Source organism: Spirosoma sp. KUDC1026 (assembly GCF_013375035.1).
In the GTDB taxonomy this organism is placed as follows: domain Bacteria; phylum Bacteroidota; class Bacteroidia; order Cytophagales; family Spirosomataceae; genus Spirosoma.
In genome coordinates, this window is record NZ_CP056032.1 from 1,101,040 (window position 1) to 1,120,955 (window position 19,916).

The 19,916-nt window shown below is 49.6% G+C and carries 16 protein-coding genes; 8 read left to right on the forward strand and 8 right to left on the reverse strand.

What is annotated here, in order from left to right; translation table 11 throughout:
* The first annotated feature begins 3 nt into the window (after nucleotides 1-3).
* From HU175_RS04680 to purB, 5 genes are all read left to right on the forward strand, one after another.
* Nucleotides 4-1,326: a M16 family metallopeptidase gene (locus HU175_RS04680; protein WP_228724322.1), complete on the forward strand. Its 1,323-nt coding sequence runs from the start codon at nucleotides 4-6 to the stop codon at nucleotides 1,324-1,326.
* Nucleotides 1,327-1,482: 156 nt separating this feature from the next.
* Nucleotides 1,483-2,142, forward strand: a complete 660-nt coding sequence (gene plsY / locus HU175_RS04685; protein WP_176565483.1) for a glycerol-3-phosphate 1-O-acyltransferase PlsY — start codon at nucleotides 1,483-1,485, stop codon at nucleotides 2,140-2,142.
* Nucleotides 2,143-2,313: 171 nt separating this feature from the next.
* Complete coding sequence (locus HU175_RS04690) at nucleotides 2,314-3,675, forward strand: dipeptidase (protein ID WP_176565484.1); 1,362 nt, start codon at nucleotides 2,314-2,316, stop codon at nucleotides 3,673-3,675.
* Nucleotides 3,676-3,733: 58 nt separating this feature from the next.
* Complete coding sequence (locus tag HU175_RS04695) at nucleotides 3,734-5,026, forward strand: DUF1207 domain-containing protein (RefSeq protein WP_176565485.1); 1,293 nt, start codon at nucleotides 3,734-3,736, stop codon at nucleotides 5,024-5,026.
* A gap of 64 nt (nucleotides 5,027-5,090) precedes the next feature.
* A complete protein-coding gene (purB, locus tag HU175_RS04700; protein ID WP_176565486.1) occupies nucleotides 5,091-6,431 on the forward strand; it encodes an adenylosuccinate lyase in 1,341 nt (446 codons plus the stop codon).
* Nucleotides 6,432-6,489: 58 nt separating this feature from the next.
* Here purB and proC read toward each other — a convergent pair whose 3' ends face one another.
* From proC to HU175_RS04735, 7 genes are all read right to left on the reverse strand, one after another.
* The gene (proC, locus tag HU175_RS04705; protein WP_176565487.1) at nucleotides 6,490-7,293 is read right to left on the reverse strand and encodes a pyrroline-5-carboxylate reductase; all 804 of its coding nucleotides are present in this window, start codon (nucleotides 7,291-7,293) and stop codon (nucleotides 6,490-6,492) included.
* Nucleotides 7,294-7,392: 99 nt separating this feature from the next.
* Nucleotides 7,393-8,526: a TlpA disulfide reductase family protein gene (locus tag HU175_RS04710; protein ID WP_176565488.1), complete on the reverse strand. Its 1,134-nt coding sequence runs from the start codon at nucleotides 8,524-8,526 to the stop codon at nucleotides 7,393-7,395.
* The gene (gene gatB, locus HU175_RS04715) at nucleotides 8,523-10,013 is read right to left on the reverse strand and encodes an Asp-tRNA(Asn)/Glu-tRNA(Gln) amidotransferase subunit GatB (protein WP_176565489.1); all 1,491 of its coding nucleotides are present in this window, start codon (nucleotides 10,011-10,013) and stop codon (nucleotides 8,523-8,525) included. Before gatB ends, HU175_RS04710 begins: the two co-directional genes overlap by 4 nt.
* Before the next feature lie 53 nt (nucleotides 10,014-10,066).
* Complete coding sequence (locus HU175_RS04720) at nucleotides 10,067-10,903, reverse strand: phytoene/squalene synthase family protein (RefSeq protein ID WP_176565490.1); 837 nt, start codon at nucleotides 10,901-10,903, stop codon at nucleotides 10,067-10,069.
* A gap of 32 nt (nucleotides 10,904-10,935) precedes the next feature.
* A complete protein-coding gene (locus HU175_RS04725; protein ID WP_176565491.1) occupies nucleotides 10,936-12,408 on the reverse strand; it encodes a phytoene desaturase family protein in 1,473 nt (490 codons plus the stop codon).
* 221 nt (nucleotides 12,409-12,629) lie between these two features.
* Nucleotides 12,630-13,145 (reverse strand): RNA polymerase sigma factor, encoded by a 516-nt coding sequence (locus HU175_RS04730; RefSeq protein WP_176565492.1) that lies wholly within the window; start codon nucleotides 13,143-13,145, stop codon nucleotides 12,630-12,632.
* Between the two features lie 277 nt (nucleotides 13,146-13,422).
* The gene (locus tag HU175_RS04735) at nucleotides 13,423-14,391 is read right to left on the reverse strand and encodes an SIS domain-containing protein (protein WP_176565493.1); all 969 of its coding nucleotides are present in this window, start codon (nucleotides 14,389-14,391) and stop codon (nucleotides 13,423-13,425) included.
* 106 nt (nucleotides 14,392-14,497) lie between these two features.
* Here HU175_RS04735 and recQ point away from each other — a divergent pair, with 106 nt between their 5' ends.
* The 3 genes from recQ (at nucleotide 14,498) to HU175_RS04750 (ending at nucleotide 19,411) form a co-directional block, all read left to right on the forward strand.
* Nucleotides 14,498-16,708, forward strand: coding sequence for a DNA helicase RecQ (gene recQ, locus HU175_RS04740; protein ID WP_176565494.1), 2,211 nt, complete (start codon nucleotides 14,498-14,500; stop codon nucleotides 16,706-16,708).
* A gap of 81 nt (nucleotides 16,709-16,789) precedes the next feature.
* Nucleotides 16,790-18,076, forward strand: a complete 1,287-nt coding sequence (gene purD, locus HU175_RS04745; RefSeq protein WP_176565495.1) for a phosphoribosylamine--glycine ligase — start codon at nucleotides 16,790-16,792, stop codon at nucleotides 18,074-18,076.
* 129 nt (nucleotides 18,077-18,205) lie between these two features.
* Nucleotides 18,206-19,411 (forward strand): stage 0 sporulation family protein, encoded by a 1,206-nt coding sequence (locus HU175_RS04750; protein ID WP_176565496.1) that lies wholly within the window; start codon nucleotides 18,206-18,208, stop codon nucleotides 19,409-19,411.
* Nucleotides 19,412-19,445: 34 nt separating this feature from the next.
* Here HU175_RS04750 and HU175_RS04755 read toward each other — a convergent pair whose 3' ends face one another.
* Entirely contained in the window at nucleotides 19,446-19,904 is a 459-nt protein-coding gene (locus HU175_RS04755; protein WP_176565497.1) for a hypothetical protein, read from the reverse strand.
* Between the last annotated feature and the right edge of the window lie 12 nt (nucleotides 19,905-19,916).

The window sequence follows — 19,916 nt, forward strand, 5'->3', positions numbered from 1 at the left end:
AAAATGGCATTTCGAATCGGGATGCCATTTTATTTTATCCAGACAAACATGCTCGATAGAACCCAGTCGCCAGCATTTCAGGCTATCCAAGAAGTTCGTATTCCCGTTGTTCAGACAAAAACGCTCGACAATAACCTACCTCTACATCTGATCGCTGTCGATCAGCAGCCTGTTCTCCGGCTGGAATGCGTATTCAATGGCGGTGCCTGGTACGAAGAAACGCCTAATTCGGCCTTTTTTGCCATAAAAATGCTGGCCGAAGGCGCAGGTAACCGGACATCGGCGCAGATCAGCGAGTACTTTGACCGCTACGGTGCGTTCCTGGAGTTAAACAGCGGACCCGACCGGGCCAGCGTGGTCATCTATTGCCTCACCAAATTTCTGCCCGATGTGTTGCCCCTCCTGCGGGAGCTACTGACAGAACCCCTTTTCCCCGAAAAGGAACTGGACGACCTGCGGAACATTACGCTGCAGAACCTGCGCGTCAATTATGAGAAGAACGCGTACCGGGCGGGTATCCTGTTCCGGGAGAAGCTGTATGGGCTGAATCATCCCTACGGCCGCACACAGCGCCCCGAACTGATTGAACAGCTTACCCGGCAGGATGTAGTTGACTTCTACCAACGGGTTATCCGGCAGCAGCCGTTCCACGTTGTCGTGGCTGGTCAGGTAGGCGAAAACGAAATATTGCTCATTAACCGGGAATTGGGCCAACTGCCAATCATGCACAGTGAACTGCCGGGTTTTACGGGTGATGTAGAGCCGGAACGTGCTGCCCCTACACTACTTGAAAAGGCTGATAGCATTCAATCATCCATTCGGGTGGGTCGCCGGTTATTTACCCGCTCGCACCCCGATTTCTTCAAAATGCTGGTGACGAACGAAGTGCTGGGTGGCTATTTCGGATCGCGGCTGATGAAGAACATCCGGGAGGAGAAAGGATTCACGTACGGTATTTCGTCGAACATGCCCGCTTTCCGGCGTGATGGGTATTTTATCATCGGTACTGACGTAAACAAAGAAAATACGCAGCAAACCCTGGACGAAATCCGGAAGGAGATCCAGATACTACAGACGATACCGGTTTCGGAAAACGAGCTAACTACGGTCAAGAACTACATGGCTGGCGAGTTTGTCGGTTCGCTCAATACGCCGTTTGAGATTGCGGATCGGTATAAAGGAATACTGCTGGATGGTCTTTCGACCGACTTCCTGACGACTTATATTACGAACGTTCGGGCCGTAACGCCGGATGATATAATGGCAATGGCGACAGCTTATCTGGCCGAAGAAAATTTGCGTGAAGTAATCGTTGGCGGCAAATAGGCGCTGAATTAATTGGTTGAGCCTGTTGTTTACTAAACTGAACAATTGGTCAACTGATAACAATACCTTAATTTTGGGGGTTTTTATTGTACTTGAACAAGTGCTTTTTGAGGGTATCACAACGTTTTTATCTAACCCGTTACTTACGTTTTATAGATGAACATCGCTTTGATTTGTGTTGCTACAGTAGTGGCCTACCTGCTGGGTTCGATTCCAACGGCAGTATGGTATGGCCAGGGATTCTTCGGGGTCGATATCCGGAAGCACGGCAGCGGAAACGCTGGTGCTACGAATACGTTCCGGGTACTGGGCAAACGGGCGGGGACAGTCGTGATGCTGGTCGACGTGCTGAAAGGCTACACGGCTGCTATGCTGTCTTCGTTACTCTGGTATTTTGACGTCATTACCACGAATGAGATTATGACGTTCAAAATCGTTTTCGGGATGGTCGCTGTTATTGGGCACCTGTACCCAGTTTTTGCTGATTTCAAAGGCGGCAAAGGGGTTGCTTCACTGCTGGGCATGGTACTGGCGGTTCATCCTGAAATGGCTGTTGTCTGCATCGGTATCTTTTTGCTGGTTGTTATCGCGTCGCAGTACGTATCGCTGGGGTCTATTTTAGCCGCGCTGGCGTTTCCGGTACTACTGCTGCTGAAGATTTTTGGTGAGCAGGAAAACCCGCTGGTGATCGCTTTTGGCTTTGTTATGTTTCTGGTTGTCGTTGTGACGCACCAGAAAAATATCAGCCGTTTATGGCGGGGCCAGGAGAATCGCACTATCCTGATTAAAGGATTGCGAAAGAGCGGTAAAAAGTAAGAAACCACATTTATAAGAAGTAGTTTGATTTAGCGATTTAAGCTGATGCCCCGACGTTGCGTGAAAAGTACGTAACTTCGGGGCAAATTTTTTGTACCATAGTCAGCAGTATCTTACCCGTTGGTCGATAAAACGATCTGGTTACTACGCTGCTGCATGCTCGGTTCATTTATGACGACTTACTTTGACGCCAATAAGCAGCGGTTTCTCGACGAACTGCTGGAGCTTTTACGAATCCCCTCGGTATCGGCTGATTCTGCTTTCAAAAACGACGTTCGCCGGGCGGCTGAATTTGTAAAAGATAAACTGGCCGCGGCTGGCTTGGATAAGGCCCAGTTGTTTGAAACGGCTGGTCATCCGGTGGTTTACGCCGAAAAAATTGTTGACCCGTCCCGCCCAACTGTGTTGGTATATGGCCACTACGATGTACAGCCTGCCGATCCGTACGAACTCTGGAAAACTCCTCCTTTTGAGCCAACGATCCGAAACGAGCGCATTTACGCACGGGGGGCCTGCGACGACAAAGGACAGTTCTACATGCACATCAAAGCTATCGAAATGATGGTGGCTACCGACGGGCTTCCCTGTAACGTAAAGGTGATGATCGAAGGTGAAGAAGAAGTGGGCTCCGATCATCTGGGTACGTTCGTAGCTGAAAATCGGGAGATGCTGAAAGCTGATGTTATTCTGATTTCGGATACGAGTATCATCTCCAACGAAACGCCTTCGCTGGAAACGGGTCTTCGGGGACTCTCTTACGTTGAGGTTGAAGTAACCGGTGCCAATCGCGATCTGCACTCGGGAGTATACGGTGGTGGAGTCGCTAACCCAATCAACGTACTGTGCGGCATGATTGCATCGCTCCACGACGATCAGGGACGTATTACCATTCCCGAATTCTATAAGGATGTTGTTGATCTGAGCGAGGACGAGCGGGCTGAGCTGGCAAAAGCGCCTTTCAGCCTGGATGAGTACAAAGCCGACCTGGAAATTAACGACGTAGCAGGTGAGGCCGGGTACTCGACCAACGAGCGGACGTCTATCCGGCCGACGCTGGATGTAAACGGTATCTGGGGTGGTTATACGGGCGAAGGTGCAAAAACGGTTCTTCCGTCGAAAGCATACGCTAAAATCAGTATGCGCCTGGTGCCGAACCAAACGCCCGACGAGATCACAGAACTGTTCACCAAACATTTTAAATCAATCGCGCCCGCGGGCGTAACCGTTGAAGTTCGGCCGCATCACGGTGGTCTGCCCTACGTAACACCGGTTGATTCAATTGAATTTGAAGCGGCCAGTAAAGCGTTTGAGGATGCCTGGGGGAAAAAGCCGATCCCAACGCGGGGGGGCGGCAGTATTCCAATCGTTGCTCTGTTCGAACAGGAATTAGGTGTAAAATCAATCCTGATGGGCTTTGGTCTGGACAGTGATGCGCTGCATTCGCCCAACGAGAGTTACGGACTCTTTAATTTCTACAAGGGTATCGAAACGATCCCTTACTTCTATAAAAACTACGCAGCACTAAAGCAATAACTCTATTTGTCGAGCTTCGCTTTCCAGAGCGGAGCTGTTACCAACCTTTTCTACCTGTATGAAAAAGACGCTGTTGGCTCTTCTGTTGAGCTGTCAGACAAGTGTTCTGGTCTTCGCTCAGCAGCCAGCTACGCGCCAGTTAACCCCGGCCGAACAAAAACAAAAAGAAAAAATTGAGCGCGAAGTTCAGCGCGAACGGCAGATTCGGGCCGAATGGGCGCAAAAACAGCGCGAATACGAAGCCAAACAGGCCGAAAAACGCGCCAGAAAAGCGGCCAAAGAACAGGAGAAAAACGCGCCGAAAGTAGAAGAAAAAGTAAGCCCGGCGCCAGCGGTGAATATACCGGCAACTGAAGCACCCGCTCCGGCAACTGTGCCCGCACCACCTGCTCCGGCTAAAGTTAAAAAGGAGAAGAGGGCAAAAGAGGTCGTTACGCCCGAGGTAAAACCGGAGCCGGTAAAAGAACCAAAGGCACCGCGTGTCCGCCGGGAAAGACAACCAAAGCCGACAACGTCGGCTGGTGATTCGGCTGCTACGGCATCTGGTACCCAGCCGGAAATGTCACGGCCCAAGCATGAGTTTCTGCCCAAGGGACATTTGTTTGAGCCAATCCTGCTTGACCCGCTGGAAGCGCAGACATACGGAAGCGTGTTGCCGTACTATTCTACGAACGGTGAGAAATATCCGGGAAGCATTGTTCCGTTTGAGTTCGGTTTTGCGAAGGCGTTCTACCGGCGGACTACAGAGCCTGGCCGTTCGGAGGAGCTTGTACTGGATCTGGCTTCATTTACGCAGTTTGAAGTCTTCTACGACTACCAGACGAACAAGCAGCGCCGTCAGATTGTGAATAACGACTACAAGATCAGCTTTCTCTACAACATCCGCCGGGGGGATAACAACTACCGGATTCGGTTGTATCACCTGTCGTCACACTTGGGTGATGACTATATCTACCGCAACCGGATTACGGCCCCATCGCCTAATTCGGTAAACTACGAAGTAATCGATGGTACGTATAGCCGCGTCGTTCGGGACTGGCGGTTGTATGGTGGCATCGGCATTGGTCTGCGTAAGGCAGAAGAGCGGAAACGGTTCAGCGCCCAGCTGGGTGCTTTCTACAAAAGACCATCGTCGCACGCAGCGCGGCTGGTGGGTGGCGTTGATATGAAGTTCTGGCAGCAGACTGGTTTCAAACCAGGTATTCATGCCGGTATTGGGGTAGAAGTAGGCCGGACGCAGAACAACCTGACCTTTTTGTTTGAAGGCTATTCAGGTTTTCGGCCTTATAGCCAGTACGAAACTCAGCACACAAACTGGCTGGGAATCGGGCTGTACCTGAATCCGTTTTGATTACGTAACAAGACAATAACCAGCGCGTCTGCATGAGTGCAGACGCCTTTTCTTTTACTACCGTATGACATTATCGGCACTAACGGCAATTTCTCCCATCGACGGACGCTACCGGCGTCAAGTGGAGGTGTTGGCTCCTTATTTTTCGGAACTTGGTCTAATTCGGTACCGCGTTCGGATCGAGACCGAATACTTCATCGCCCTCTGCGAGTGGCCAATTCCTCAACTGGCGGGGGTAGAGAAGTCGCAGTTCGCGGTGCTGCGGGCGCTGTACGAAAACTTTACGGAAGCCGACGCCGAACGGATTAAGGAAATCGAGAAAACAACGAATCACGATGTAAAAGCTGTCGAATATTTCATCAAGGAAAAACTCGTCAACTCACCGGTTGAGCCGTTCCTGGAGTTTGTTCACTTCGGTCTGACGTCGCAGGATATCAATAATACCGCTATTCCGCTGCTACTCAGCGAAGCGCTCAATACCGAAATTGTACCGCTGTACCGCAAAGTGTTTATTCGCCTACAGGAGCTGGCTCGTCAGTGGGAAAACGTACCGATGCTGGCCCGCACGCACGGTCAGCCCGCTTCGCCAACTCGTCTGGGAAAAGAACTGGATGTGTTTATTGAACGTATCGAGAAGCAATTGCTCCTCCTGACGGAGATTCCAACGGCGGCTAAGTTTGGCGGAGCAACCGGAAATTTCAACGCGCACGCGGTGGCCTATCCCAACGAGGACTGGAAGAAATTCGGCGATCAGTTTGTTGAGAGCCTGGGTATGGTACGTAGTCAGTTTACGACCCAAATTGAGCATTATGACATGCTGGCGGCTACGCTGGATGCGTTCAAACGACTGAACACCATTCTGATTGACCTCGACCGCGACGTCTGGACGTATGTGTCCATGAACTACTTCAAACAGAAGTTGAAAGCGGGCGAAGTTGGCTCGTCGGCCATGCCGCATAAGGTGAACCCGATTGACTTTGAGAATTCGGAAGGAAATCTGGGTATTGCCAACGCCCTGTTCGAGCACTTGTCCGGAAAACTGCCTATTTCACGGCTTCAGCGCGACCTGACCGATTCGACCGTATTACGTAGCATCGGTGTTCCATTTGCCCACTCATTTATTGCCTTGATCTCATTGCTGAAAGGACTGGGCAAACTGGAGCTGAATCAGGCGGCTATCAATGCGGATCTCGAAGATAACTGGGCGGTTGTGGCCGAAGGGATTCAAACGGTTCTTCGTCGGGAAAGCTATCCGCAACCCTACGAAGCGCTTAAAGCGCTGACCCGCACGAACGATAAAATTACGGCCGACACCATCCGTCATTTTATCAACGAACTGAACGTATCGGATTCGGTTAAAAACGAACTGCGGGCCATTACGCCGTTTACCTATACTGGTATTTGAAGACAAGGCAATAAACTTTAAAAACGAAAAAGGGACAGCAAAGGTCCCTTTTTCGTTTTTAAGATTTTGACAGCTCCGTTGACCGCATCTGGGCGGCCCTGATGCCGGCGATCAGCGTATCATCTAAGCCTCCTTCCTCGAAGGATCGAAGAGCGGCTTCGGTAGTTCCGCCTTTGGAAGCTACCGCTTTAATCAGTTCATCCAACGATTTATCAGCGTTGTTGATCAGGTGATAAGAACCCAGCATCGTCTGCTTCACCAGAATGGTCGCTACTGAATCGGTGAAACCCATTTGCTTACCGGCTTCAATCATCGCCTTCACCACGTAGTAGAAATAGGCAGGACCGCTGCCGCTCAGCGCTGTAACGGCATCGAGCATAGTTTCGTCTTCCAGAAAGATAGAACGACCGGTAGCATTGATCAGATTTTCTACCCGACGCAGGCTACCCGGATCAATCTCTTTGGCCGCCGTAAACCCCGTGATGCCCATCCCGAGCATAGCGGGTGTGTTGGGCATAGCGCGTACCACAAGTGGGTGATCCAACTTCTCCTGAATCTGCGCCATCGGAATCCCTGCCATAATAGACAGAACCAATTGCTGCGGCTTGATAATAGCACGGAGTGCCCCGTGAACGCTATTGAAATCCTGGGGTTTAACAGAAAGAATGATCAAGTCGGTTTCACCAACTCGCGGGCCGATGGTATCAACCACTACGCCAGCTTTTTCATTGCGAAGTGTGCTAGACCGGTCTCCGCTCTTCTCAATGAGCAGTAAATCTTCTTTTTTTACCAGATCATACTGCAGAAACGACTTGGCGAACGCCATGCCCATATTCCCGCAGCCAACAATAGCGATTTTCATAAAAGAGGGAGGAACAAGGAAAAAAGGAACAAGGAGAAAGGAAAACTTAGGAAGAAGGGTTACTCCTTGTTCCTTTCCGCTTATTCCCCTTCTCCCTTTTTATTTCAATACTTCATCTAACTTCTGTTCGAGCGCATCGCCACGGAGGTTTTTAGCGATGATTGTGCCGTCTTTGTCCAGCAGAAACGTAGCGGGGATGGCCTGCACGCCGTACTGCTGAGCGGCTTCCGACTGCCAGAATTTGAGATCCGATACGTGCGTCCAGGTGAGGTTGTCGTTGCGAATGGCCCGTACCCATTTCTCACGGTCGCCGGGGCGATCCAGCGAGACACTGTAAATGGCAAATCCTTTGTCCTTGAACTTGTTGTACATCCGGACAACGTTCGGGTTCTCGGCCCGGCAGGGACCACACCAGCTCGCCCAGAAATCGATTAAAACATATTTACCGCGTAGTGACGAAAGAGGAACGGTTTTTCCCGTCGTGTCGCTGAGGGTAATATCCGGTGCTTTCGAACCGACCATTACGCCTTTGATGCGGGTTACCCGGCCAATCAGCGATTTCGCGTGTGGGCTGTTCGGATTCTCCTTGGCAAAGCGCTGAGCAACCTCGTCATACGTAGCGAAATCACTATCAATGTTAATAAAGTTGAGGGCGAACAGTGCCACCATCGACGTCCCCATTTCGGGCAGCATGGCTTTTACTTTTTTGGTTACCTCCTGCTCTGCGGCCTGATATTCCTGTTCAATCTGGGCAATGCGTTTGTTATCTTTTTTCTCGGTCGCAGCAGCTACCTGCTTGTTCCAGGTATTGACGCGGGCCTCCATGCCCGTCCGAAGATCCATTAGTTTATTATAGTACTCCATGTTTTTGGAGCCTGTCACCAATGCCTGCCCCGTTTCGCCCGTTTTTGCATTCATGCGATAGCCATCGGCCACCACGTTCAGCGTTTCGCCCCCTTCAACCAGAATCGCCATTTTCTGCCCCCCACCAACATTCAGCACCAGTACATCGCCCCCGTCGTTGACTTTACCATTCAGTGTAAATGAATTGTCGGCGCCAATCTTGGTCGAGTCGATTTTCCGGGTGGGCTGCGCGTTTGCTTCCAGGTAGACATAGCTGCCTGGCGTAGCGTTTTTCACCTTACCTGTCACCGTAAACGGTTTGGTCGTCTGAGCAGCAAGAGGCTGGCTCAGGACCAGCGTGCCAATCAGACCGAATAACAGATTTTTCATGCGGATTGTAGAGTCTTTGTTAACAGTTCATTCACTAGCTTGGGGTCGGCCGAACCTTTCGATTTTTTCATGACCTCGCCGACGAACATACCCAGCAGGTTCTTTTTACCTTTTTTGTACTGAATGACCTTATCGGGCCACGCAGCCAATACCTCTTCTACCAACGTTTGCAGCGTATCGGTATTGCGATTCTGAACCAGACCGTGCGCATTTGCCAGATCAGCAGGAGCGACGTTCGGCTGGTCGATCATCAGCGAAAACACCTGCTGTGCCGCCGACTGGCTCACTGTACCCGCGTCGATCAGGTTAACCAGCTCGGCCAGGCGATGAGCTGATACCGGAAACTGCCGATCGCGCAGGGCTTTTTCGTTAAGCTGGCTTTTCACCGGGCCCATAATCCAGTTCGACGCGATCTTGAAGCTGGTCGTATTTTCGCAGACAGCTTCGTAATATTCGGCCAGTTCCTTCGAATCGGTCAGTAGGGCTGCGTCGTATTCCGGTAGACCGTACTGCTCGGTAAACTTCTTGAACCGGGCCGCAGGTAGCATGGGCATAGCGGCTTCAATGTCGGCCAGCCACGCATCCGAAATGGTAACCGGTGTCAGGTCAGGGTCCGGAAAATACCGGTAGTCGTTCATCGTTTCTTTCTCGCGCATGCCATAACTCAGACCCGTAGCTGCGTCGAACGTCCGGGTTTCCTGAATGATACGTCCGTTTGACTCGGTCAGGGCTACCTGGCGTTGAAATTCGCTGTCAACGGCACGCATGACGTTTCGGATTGAGTTCAGGTTTTTTACTTCAACCTTCGTGCCTAAATGCGTCGCGCCTTTTGGTCGGATCGATACGTTTACATCGCAACGCAGCGAGCCTTCCTCCATATTCCCATCGCAAATATCAAGGTAGCGTACCAGCCGGCGAACTTCAGTCAGATACTGCCCGGCTTCATCCGCTGTTTTAATGCACGGATCGGTAACCATTTCGATCAGGGGGGTACCGGCGCGGTTGTAGTCTAACTGCGTGGCCCATTCGTCGCCGTCGTGAATGGATTTACCGGCGTCCTCTTCGAGGTGAATATGATGTAGCTGAATTGTAGTCTGATACAGTTGGCCTGTTTCAGGGTCTTTTGCCTGTATGGGTACACTACCGCCTACGCAGATGGGGCCTTTGTCCTGCGACAGTTGGTAACCTTTGGGCAGATCGGGATAGAAATAGTTCTTCCGGGCAAAGACGTTATGCCGCGTGATCTCACTGCCACAGGCCAGCCCCATGCGTACGGCATACTCAACAGCTTTGCGGTTGAGCTTGGGCAACGTACCGGGATGGCCCAAGGTGATAACGCTGATGTTGGTATTGGGAGCGGCTCCGAAGGCATTGACGTCGGCAGCGAATATTTTGCTGTCGGTGAGTAATTGACAATGTACCTCCAGCCCGATAACGGCTTCGTACTTGGCCAGTGCGGCTGGTGAAACGGTGGCGTCGGCTACCATGAGAACAAGACTTGTTTATTCCGCAAAGATAGCCTGAAACAGGCAGAGTTACCCTAGATGACGTTCAGACGCCATTTAAGATACGTTTGTGCTAATAACGCAATTTTCTGCGGGTTGGGTACGCGAATCCGTTCATTCTGAATTTTGGCTACCGGCAGCGACTTAATTTTCTCAAACAGGGTCTTGTAATACGTATAAGCCAGGTAGACACCCATTCGTGCACCACGTGGCAGATTAATAATGCCCTGATACGCGTCGTCGAAATCACGCTGGATGTCGTCTTCAATCTCCTGTTTGGCATCCCGGCTGAATTCCTTGAAGTTCATGTTCGGAAAGTACGTACGACCCCGGTCGACGAAATCGCTCTTCAGATCGCGGAGGAAATTTACTTTCTGGAAGGCTGATCCCAGTTTTCGGGCCGGTTCACGCAGTCGACCAAATTCATCACAATCGCCTTCGCAGAACACCCGCAGGCACATCAGGCCAACCACTTCCGCTGATCCGTAAATATATTCGTCGTATCCCACGGCGTCGTAATCCTGAAAATACAGATCCATTTCCATACTTTTCAGAAAGGCGTCGATCAGTTCGTGCTCGATTTTGTATTCATTGACCACCAGTTGAAACGATTGGAGAACGGGATTAAGGCTGATGCCCTCTTCAATAGCCTGGTACGTATCGTGCTTGAAACGTTCCAGCAGCGTCTTCTTGTCGTACTCATGGAACGTATCCACAATTTCATCGGCATACCGAACAAACCCGTAGATGGCGTAGATAGGCAGGTGAAACTTCTGATCGAGAGTTTTGATGCCCAGTGTAAACGACGTACTGTAACGCTCCGTAATTAACTTACTGCATTCCAGTGCGGTCTTGTTGAATAACGCCATCATATAGAGAAAGGGTAATCGATTAGGACGATAAATTAAGCAAACTCTTTAATAACCTCGTCAGCAACGACTAGTCCGGAAATCAGCGAAGGAGGAACTCCAGGTCCGGGGACGGTCAACTGACCCGTGTAAAACAGGTTGTTTACCCTTTTGTTCTTTAAAGAAGGCTTCAAAATTGCCGTTTGCCGGAGCGTATTAGCCAGGCCGTACGCGTTTCCCCGAAACGCATTATAATCTTCCTTGAAGTTGCTGTGGGCGTAACTGCGTTTGTAAACAATATGATTCCGAATGTCTTCACCCACGTACGCTTCCAGTCGATCCATGATCATACTAAAGTATTTTTCGCGCGTTGCCTCCTCATCAGACAGATCTGGTGCCACCGGAATGAGCAAAAAAAGATTTTCGCAGCCTTCAGGGGCTACACTTGGATCGGTCTTCGACGGAGTCGATGCGTAGAAAAGTGGTTTGCTCGGCCAGCGGGGCGTTTCGTAAATTTCTTTGGCATGCAGCTTGAAATCCTCGTCGAAGAAAAGGTTATGATGCTTTAAGCGGGGAATTCGTTTATTGACACCTATATAAAACAGAAGCGACGAAGGAGCCATCACGCGTTTCTGCCAATATTCATCGTCGTAGTTACGGTATTGCTCATCAACCAGGCTCGTTTCGATATGATTGTAGTCAGCACCGGCTACCACTACGTCCGTTTCAAAAATGCCCTGATTCGTGATAACTCGCTTAACGGCTTTCTGTGATATGTCGAGTTTCGTTACGGTCTGATCAAAGAGTATTTTGACGCCTTTCTCTTCGGCCAGGCTGACCATGGCTTTTACGATTTCGTGCATACCACCCATAGGATACCAGGTGCCCAATGCCATCTCTGCATAATTCATCATGCTATACATGGCGGGAGTATTCTCGGGGGTGGCTCCCAGAAAGAGAATTGGAAACTCGATAATCTCCAGCAGACGGGGGTTACTGAAAAATTTGCGGGCGTGACTGGCAAACGACTGAAGTACATCCAGCCGCGATACGTCAAAAAGTAATTTCAGACTTAAAAATTCAGTAACCGATCGGCTGGGTTTCCAGACGAACTTATTCATGCCTACATCGTACTTGTAAGACGCCTGCCTCAGAAACTCCCGCAGCTTGGGCGCACTGCCCGGCTCTATTGTTTCGAAGAGCTGTTCGAGGTTATCCATTCCCGCCGGTAGATCAACCACTTCGTTCTTACCGAAAATAACCGAGTAAGAAGGGTCTAAGCGAACAAGCTGGTAATAGTCGGATGGTTTTTTGCCAAAACGAGCAAAATAGTTCTCAAAAATATCCGGCATCCAGTACCAGCTGGGACCCATATCGAACGTAAATCCTTGTTCCCGAAAAAGCCGCGCCCGACCACCGGGGGAGCTATTTTTTTCAAGAATCGTGACGTCATAACCTTTGTCGGCAAGACTGGTTGCCGCGGACAGACCGGCAAAACCGGCACCAATAACAAGAACGCGCTGGGGCATTTAGCGGAAAGACTGATTGAGGGAGTAACTGGCTGATTAAGGAATTAGTTGGTTAGCCGGTAGAAGAATGGTTCAAAATAACGGTTATTTTGATGAAGAGAGCCATATAAACACAAAAAAAGCCGGGTGAACTTCCCCCGGCTTTTTTGAACCTTCCTCTTTTTTAACCAAAACTTTTTGATCATTTCACCTTAGACGGGAACACCGCCGTTTGGTATCGTTTACGCATTGTAATGAGCGTAAACTTTTAGTTGATCTTTCAATTCTTTGCGGGCAATGTGAATGCGGTTTTTCACAGTGCCGATGGGGATATCCAGTTTTGCTGCGATTTCATGGTATTTGAAGCCACGGAAGTGCATCATAAATGGAGTCCGGTATGTATCGTCGAGACCATTTACAGCGTGGTTGATATCATCTTGTGCAAATGATGAATAAGCCATGTTGTCGGTGCTGCTTTCAATTGAGTTGATGTAATGTAGATTGTCAGTCGTATCGATGAACGTGTTCTTACGTACCATGCGCTGATAGTTCGTAATGAACGTGTTTTTCATGATCGTGTAAAGCCATGCCTTCAGGTTAGTACCATCTGTATACTTATCGCGGTTGGTAAACGCTTTAAGCAGCGTATCTTGAAGCAGATCGTTTGCGTCTTCAACATCTTTAGTCAACCGAAGAGCAAAAGGACGTAACGACTTTGATACTTTTCCGATATGGTTAGTAAATTCGAGAGCGGTCATGGTTTTGAAGTTTTTCTGTTGAATCCTATTTGACTAGTATTTAAACAAAAAGGCAGCCAACTAGGCCGCCTTTTTTGATTTTGTCTGGGTGTCTGGCTGTAAAATACTGTATATCAGTAGTTTGTACATTTTCCGAGGATTTTCTCAAAAAATGTCATTCCACAATTTCAGTGGGTAACCTGTGGAAAATTTCCCCCATTGTGTGGAATGTGGGGTGTGGAAGTAGGGGAATTGTTTAAAAAATATGGGGAAATTTTAGTGACACCCCGTTTTTATCCTATACCAGTCCTTCCTTAAGCAGGTCATGCAAATGGATAAACCCTTTGACATAACCTTTATCCACCACCACAAGCTGGGTAATGTTGCGGCTTTGCATCAACTGTAGTGCGGCAACTGCGTACTCATCCGGCGAAACACAGATTGGCGTGGCCGTCATTACGTCGCTGGCGCATAATTTCAAAAAAGAATCATGTTCGTAGGCCATCCGACGAATATCGCCATCTGTAACAATCCCGGCCAGTAAACCATCTTTATCGATAACGGCCGTAGCGCCCAGTCGATTCGCTGAAATCGTGAAAATAACATCTTTGACAGTCGCGTCCAGCGTCACCTTTGGGCATTGATTGTGTGGAAAAATGTCGGATACTTTTAGATAAAGCTGTTTCCCAAGTGCGCCACCGGGGTGATACCGGGCAAAATCGTGCCGCGTAAAGCCCCGCGCTTCCAATAAACTAATCGCAAGGGCATCACCCAAAGCCAGCGCTACGGTGGTGCTGGTCGTTGGGGCCAGATTCATTGGGTCTGCTTCCCGTTCGGCATACGCCTGGATAACGAAATCAGCCTGCTGCGCTAGGTAAGAGTTCGTGCTGCTCACCATCGCTATGATAGGTACGTCCGTTCGTTTAAGCAGAGGTAACAGTACCTTTATTTCTGACGTATTACCACTCTTAGACAGAATTAGTATAACGTCATTAGCCTGAATCATACCCAGATCGCCGTGAATGGCATCAGCCGCGTGCATGAACAGGGCTGGGGTACCCGTCGAGTTCATGGTAGCCACGATCTTCTGGCCGATAATGGCACTTTTACCAACACCAGTCACAACCAAACGGCCCGTACGCATGAGAATGGTTTCGACAGCCGCGTCAAATTGTTCGTCGATCAGGTCCATAGCGTGCCGAATCGCATCGGCCTCAGCCATAAGGACGGCCCGCGCAGTTGATTTGTGATTTTTTGTTACTTTCAACGTCAGTTTCGTGATGGAGCGGAGAATGCTCTGTATATTCGCTAACTTTATAAAGCAAAGATACAGCAAGCGCATAGAGTAAAGTAACTTTTGTACGATTTGTAGAATGATGCAGATTGACCAGAGGGTTCATGTAACCCTTAGAGAGCGTCTTAAAGAAATTTTTGGGTACAGTCAGTTTCGGGGTGATCAGGAAGCTATTATTCACAGCATCCTGGAAGGACGTAATACGTTCGTAATTATGCCAACGGGTGCTGGTAAATCACTCTGTTATCAATTGCCTGCTATTGTTAGCGAGGGCACTGCAATCGTGATTTCGCCCCTGATTGCCCTGATGAAAAACCAGGTTGATCAGCTAAATGCGTTTGGTATTAATGCGCAGTTCCTGAATTCAACGCTTTCAAAAACCGAAATGAACAAGGTTAAGAAAGATACGCTGAATGGAACATTAAAGCTTTTATATATCGCTCCCGAGTCGCTGACGAAAGAAGAGAATTTGGATTTTTTAAAGAAGGCCAATATTTCGTTCGTCGCCATTGATGAAGCTCACTGCATCTCCGAGTGGGGGCACGACTTCCGGCCTGAATACCGGAAAATTCGGGGCATTGTTGACAACATCGGTAACTTACCCGTCATTGCACTAACAGCTACGGCTACGCCAAAAGTGCAGCAGGATATTCAGAAAAACCTGCAGATGGAAGATGCTAACCTCTACAAAACTTCATTCAATCGGAAAAATCTCTACTACGAAATCAAGCCAAAAGCTGACGCCAAAAAGCAGCTGATCAAATATGTTAAGCAGAACAAGGGCAAATCGGGCATTATCTATTGCCTGAGTCGCAAAACGGTTGAACAGATCGCCGAACTGCTGAACGTAAACGACGTAAAAGCCCTGCCGTACCACGCCGGTCTGGATCCGCAGACACGTATGCACAATCAGGATGCGTTCCTGAACGAAGACGTAGACGTAGTGGTGGCAACCATCGCGTTCGGGATGGGGATTGACAAACCCGATGTCCGGTTCGTGATTCACTACGATGCACCCAAATCGCTGGAAGGGTATTACCAGGAAACGGGCCGGGCCGGGCGCGACGGGCTAGAAGGTAACTGCGTTATGTTCTACAGTTACGACGACATTGTCAAACTGGAGAAATTTAACAAGGATAAACCCGTTACGGAACGCGACAATGCCAAGCACCTGCTGCATGAAATGGTGTCCTACTCGAATCTAGGTGTCTGCCGTCGTCGGCAACTGCTGGGCTACTTTGGTGAATACCTGGACAAAGACTGCGGTTTCTGCGACAACTGCCTGAAACCGACCGAGAAATTTAAGGTTCAGCACGAAATTGTGCTGGCGTTGCAGACGGTTCTGCAAACCGATCAGCGATTTGATGTACAGCATCTGAGCGACGTATTAACCGCGACAAGTAATCAGTACGTAACGAGCTACGAGCACAACCGACTCGATGTTTTTGGAAAGGGGCGAGAATACAATGAAAGTTCTGACTTCTGGTGCTCGCTCATCAAACAGATCACAATTCACGGGTATCTCGAAAAAGACGTTGATAACTACGGTATTCTGAAGCTGACCCAGCGCGGGATGAACTACATCGAAGATCCGTATCCCGTTTCACTGTCGAGAAATCACGATTACGATCATCAACCCATTGATCAGAAGGAAGAGGACGATAAAGATTCGTCGCCCTCATCGGGTGGGGTTGCTTACGACGCTGAGCTGCTTGCCCAGCTGAAGGCGCTGCGCAAAAAGATTGCCAAGGAGAAAAATCTGCCACCCTATGTCATCTTCCAGGATCCGTCGATGGAAGAAATGGCAACAACTTACCCAACCACGCGCGAAGAAATGGCGCAGATCAACGGGGTTGGTATGGGGAAAGTGCAGAAATTTGGTCGCCCGTTCATTGATCTGATCGCCAAGTATGTTGAAGATAATGAGATTGAAACGGCTAAGGACGTTGTTATCAAATCCACCGTTAACAAATCGAAAGTTAAAATCTTCATCATTCAGCAGATTGACCGGAAAGTAGATCTGGAAGAAATTGCCGAAACGAAATCGCTTTCTATCGAAGATCTGGTCGAAGAAATCGAGCATATCTGCTACTCGGGAACCCGTCTGAACCTGGATTATTATATTAACCAGATCATGGACGAAGATCGGCAGGATGAGATTTTTGATTACTTCATGCGGGCCGAAACGGATAATATTGCCGTGGCTATGCGTGAATTTGGCGGAGATGATTTTACCGAACAGGAATTGCGGCTGATGCGCATCAAGTTCCTGTCGGAAGTAGCTAATTAAAACAGGGGAAACAGGGAAGAAATGCAATAGAAAAAAGCAGTCACTGCCGTATTGTTATTCTCTCGTCTCCTCTCTTCTGAAATGAATATATTAATACTGGGTTCGGGTGGGCGTGAACACGCTTTCGCGTGGAAACTGTCCCAAAGCCCTCTATGTAGTGCTTTATTTGTTGCACCTGGTAACGCGGGTACCGCGCAGGTAGCAACAAACCTGCCGATTAAGTTTACCGATTTCCCGGCTATTGCCAAGGCTGTTCGTGAGCATAAAATCGATTTGCTGATCGTTGGCCCGGAGGAGCCGCTGGTAAAAGGAGTAGTCGATTATCTGCGTCAGCAGGCTGATTTGTCGGAGCTGGGCATTGTTGGCCCGGATGCAGAAGGGGCTCAACTGGAAGGAAGTAAAGATTTTTCCAAGCAGTTTATGGTACGGTACGGGGTACCGACGGCATCATCCCGAACGTTTACTGCCAACACGCTGGCGGATGGCCTAAGCTTCCTGGAAACGCACTCACTGCCGGTTGTTATCAAAGCCGATGGCCTGGCTGCGGGTAAGGGCGTAATTATTGCTGAAACCATTGCGGAAGCAAAAGGGGCTTTGTCGGACATGCTCGATGGTCAGAAGTTTGGTGAAGCAGGCAGTAAAGCCGTTATCGAGCAGTATCTCCGTGGAATCGAGCTATCCGTATTTGTCCTGACCGACGGCGAGAACTACAAGATCCTGCCCGAAGCAAAAGACTACAAACGGATCGGTGAAGATGATACGGGTCCGAATACAGGTGGCATGGGAGCTGTATCGCCGGTTGTGTTCGCGAACAGTTCGTTTATGACGAAAGTAGAAGAGAAAGTTGTTAAGCCGACTCTGGCCGGATTAAAACAGGAAGGCATCCGATATAAAGGATTTATTTTTATCGGATTGATGAAGGTAAACGGCGAACCATACGTTATTGAATATAATGCCCGGATGGGCGACCCGGAAACCGAAGTTGTTTTACCCCGTATTCAGACCGACTTTGCGGAGTTGATGATAGCGACGGCTAATGGTGAGCTGGATCAGGTGACTGTGCAGGTATCTCCTCAAACGGCCGTAACGACCGTACTGGTTTCGGGGGGATATCCGGAAACCTATGAAACGGGTAAAGCTATTTCTGAGTTGGAACGGCTGGAAGACGTAACCGCATTCCACGCGGGAACGACGCAAAAAAACGGGGACGTACTGACCAATGGCGGGCGGGTGCTGGCCATTACAGCGCAGGCAAACTCACTCGAAAACGCTGTTCGGAAGTCGCAGGAAGCGGCCCGGATGGTGCAGTTCGATGGAAAGCAGTACCGTCGTGACATTGGACTTGACTTGATCCGATATTCGGACTAATGGTGAGGGGTTGAGGGTTTGAGGTTTGGGGTTTGGGGTTTGCTTATGTACCAGCATAGTTGGATATCGACAGCAAACCCCAGGCCCCAGACCCTGAACCCCTGGCCCCAAGCCCTAACGACACAAATTATGTCATGTAAATCCTGCGCAACCGGTGGGTGTGGCACCCAACGCACGACGACTGACGGCTCAACAACGACCGTTGCAGGATGTGGAAGTGGCGGATGTAGCACCGGAGGTTGCAATAAACTAAATTCATTTGACTGGCTGAGCGATATTTCAATGCCTGGCCAGCACGCGATAGCGGTGGTTGAAGTAAAATTCAAGGGCGGTCGCAAGGAATATTATCGGAACGTACACCAACTAGATTTGACAACGGGCGATTACGTGGTTGTTGAAATGCAGTCAGGGTATCATATCGGGGCCGTTTCCCTGCAGGGCGAACTGGTTCGGATACAACTCAAGAAGAAGGGTGTCAAAGTAAATGACGATACCAAAGTCATTCATCGACTGGCAACAGCGAAGGATCTGGAGCGGCATGAGCAGGCAGTACTACGAGACCTGCCAGCCCTGTACCGATCGCGCGAAATCGTTCGGGAGTTAAAGCTGAATATGAAGTTATCGGACGTTGAATTCCAGTCGGATAATACGAAAGCTACGTTCTATTACTCCTCAGAAGAGCGGGTCGATTTTCGGGAGCTGATTAAAATGCTTGCGAGTGAGTTCAAAGCTCGGATTGAAATGCGGCAGATCAGCCTGCGCCAGGAAGCGGGCCGACTGGGCGGCATTGGTTCCTGCGGACGTGAACTCTGCTGTTCGACCTGGCTCACCGATTTCAAAAATATCGCTACGTCGGCAGCGCGGTATCAAAACTTGTCGCTGAACCCGGCTAAATTATCAGGGCAGTGCGGGCGGCTGAAATGCTGCCTGAATTACGAGCTTGATACGTATGTCGATGCTCTGCGCGACATTCCGACCATCGACAAACCGCTGGAAACGCAGAAAGGACGTGCTTACCTGCAGAAAACCGATATTTTCCGGAAACTGATGTGGTTTGGATACGGTGCCGAAAGTACCTGGCATCCACTGCCCATTGCCCGCGTTCTGGAGATTGCCGATCTGAATAAAAAAGGTATTATTCCAGAATCCTTCGATGTGCTTACTCCCGTGGGTGAGAAGCAGCCTGTTACGGCTGCCGCATTAAACAGCGATCTGCAGAAGCTGGATGCCAAGTACGCGACTCGTACGGCCAAGAAGAAAAAGAAGAAAACGAAAGGTCCAGGAGCCAATGCCCCATCGGGTAACAATCCGAAGGGATCATCGACTAATAAATAAGAGAAGCCCCGGCCTGATCAGGCCGGGGCTTCTCTTATTTAGGGGCGATACCTGATTTGGTTGTAATGATAAATACACCATTTCGGGCGTTTTTGCCGTATAAGTTCTGGGCCTTGGGCCCTTCCAACTGATAAGTTGAAGCGACTTCTTTTTCTTTCAAATTTCGTAACTGGCTTGCCGTAGCTGGTTTCCCATCAATCACATAGAGCGGACTGCCCTGCACACTGCTGCGCAACCAGCCCGGCACGGCTTTGCCCACGGCCGACGACTGCGCCGGTAATGAGCTGAACGTCGTGTCCAGCATCGTACCGGGAAGGATCACAGGTTTTATATCACGCGTTGATACATTATTCGAATGAGCGCGTGATTTATTAGGAACGACAGTATCCATAACGGTAATCTGTCGGGGAAACTCAGGCTGGATGGACTCTTCGGCAACAGCCGCATAGCCGAACAAAAGAAGCAGTAACGAAAGAAAAGCAAACAGGCGCATGATGGTACGCGA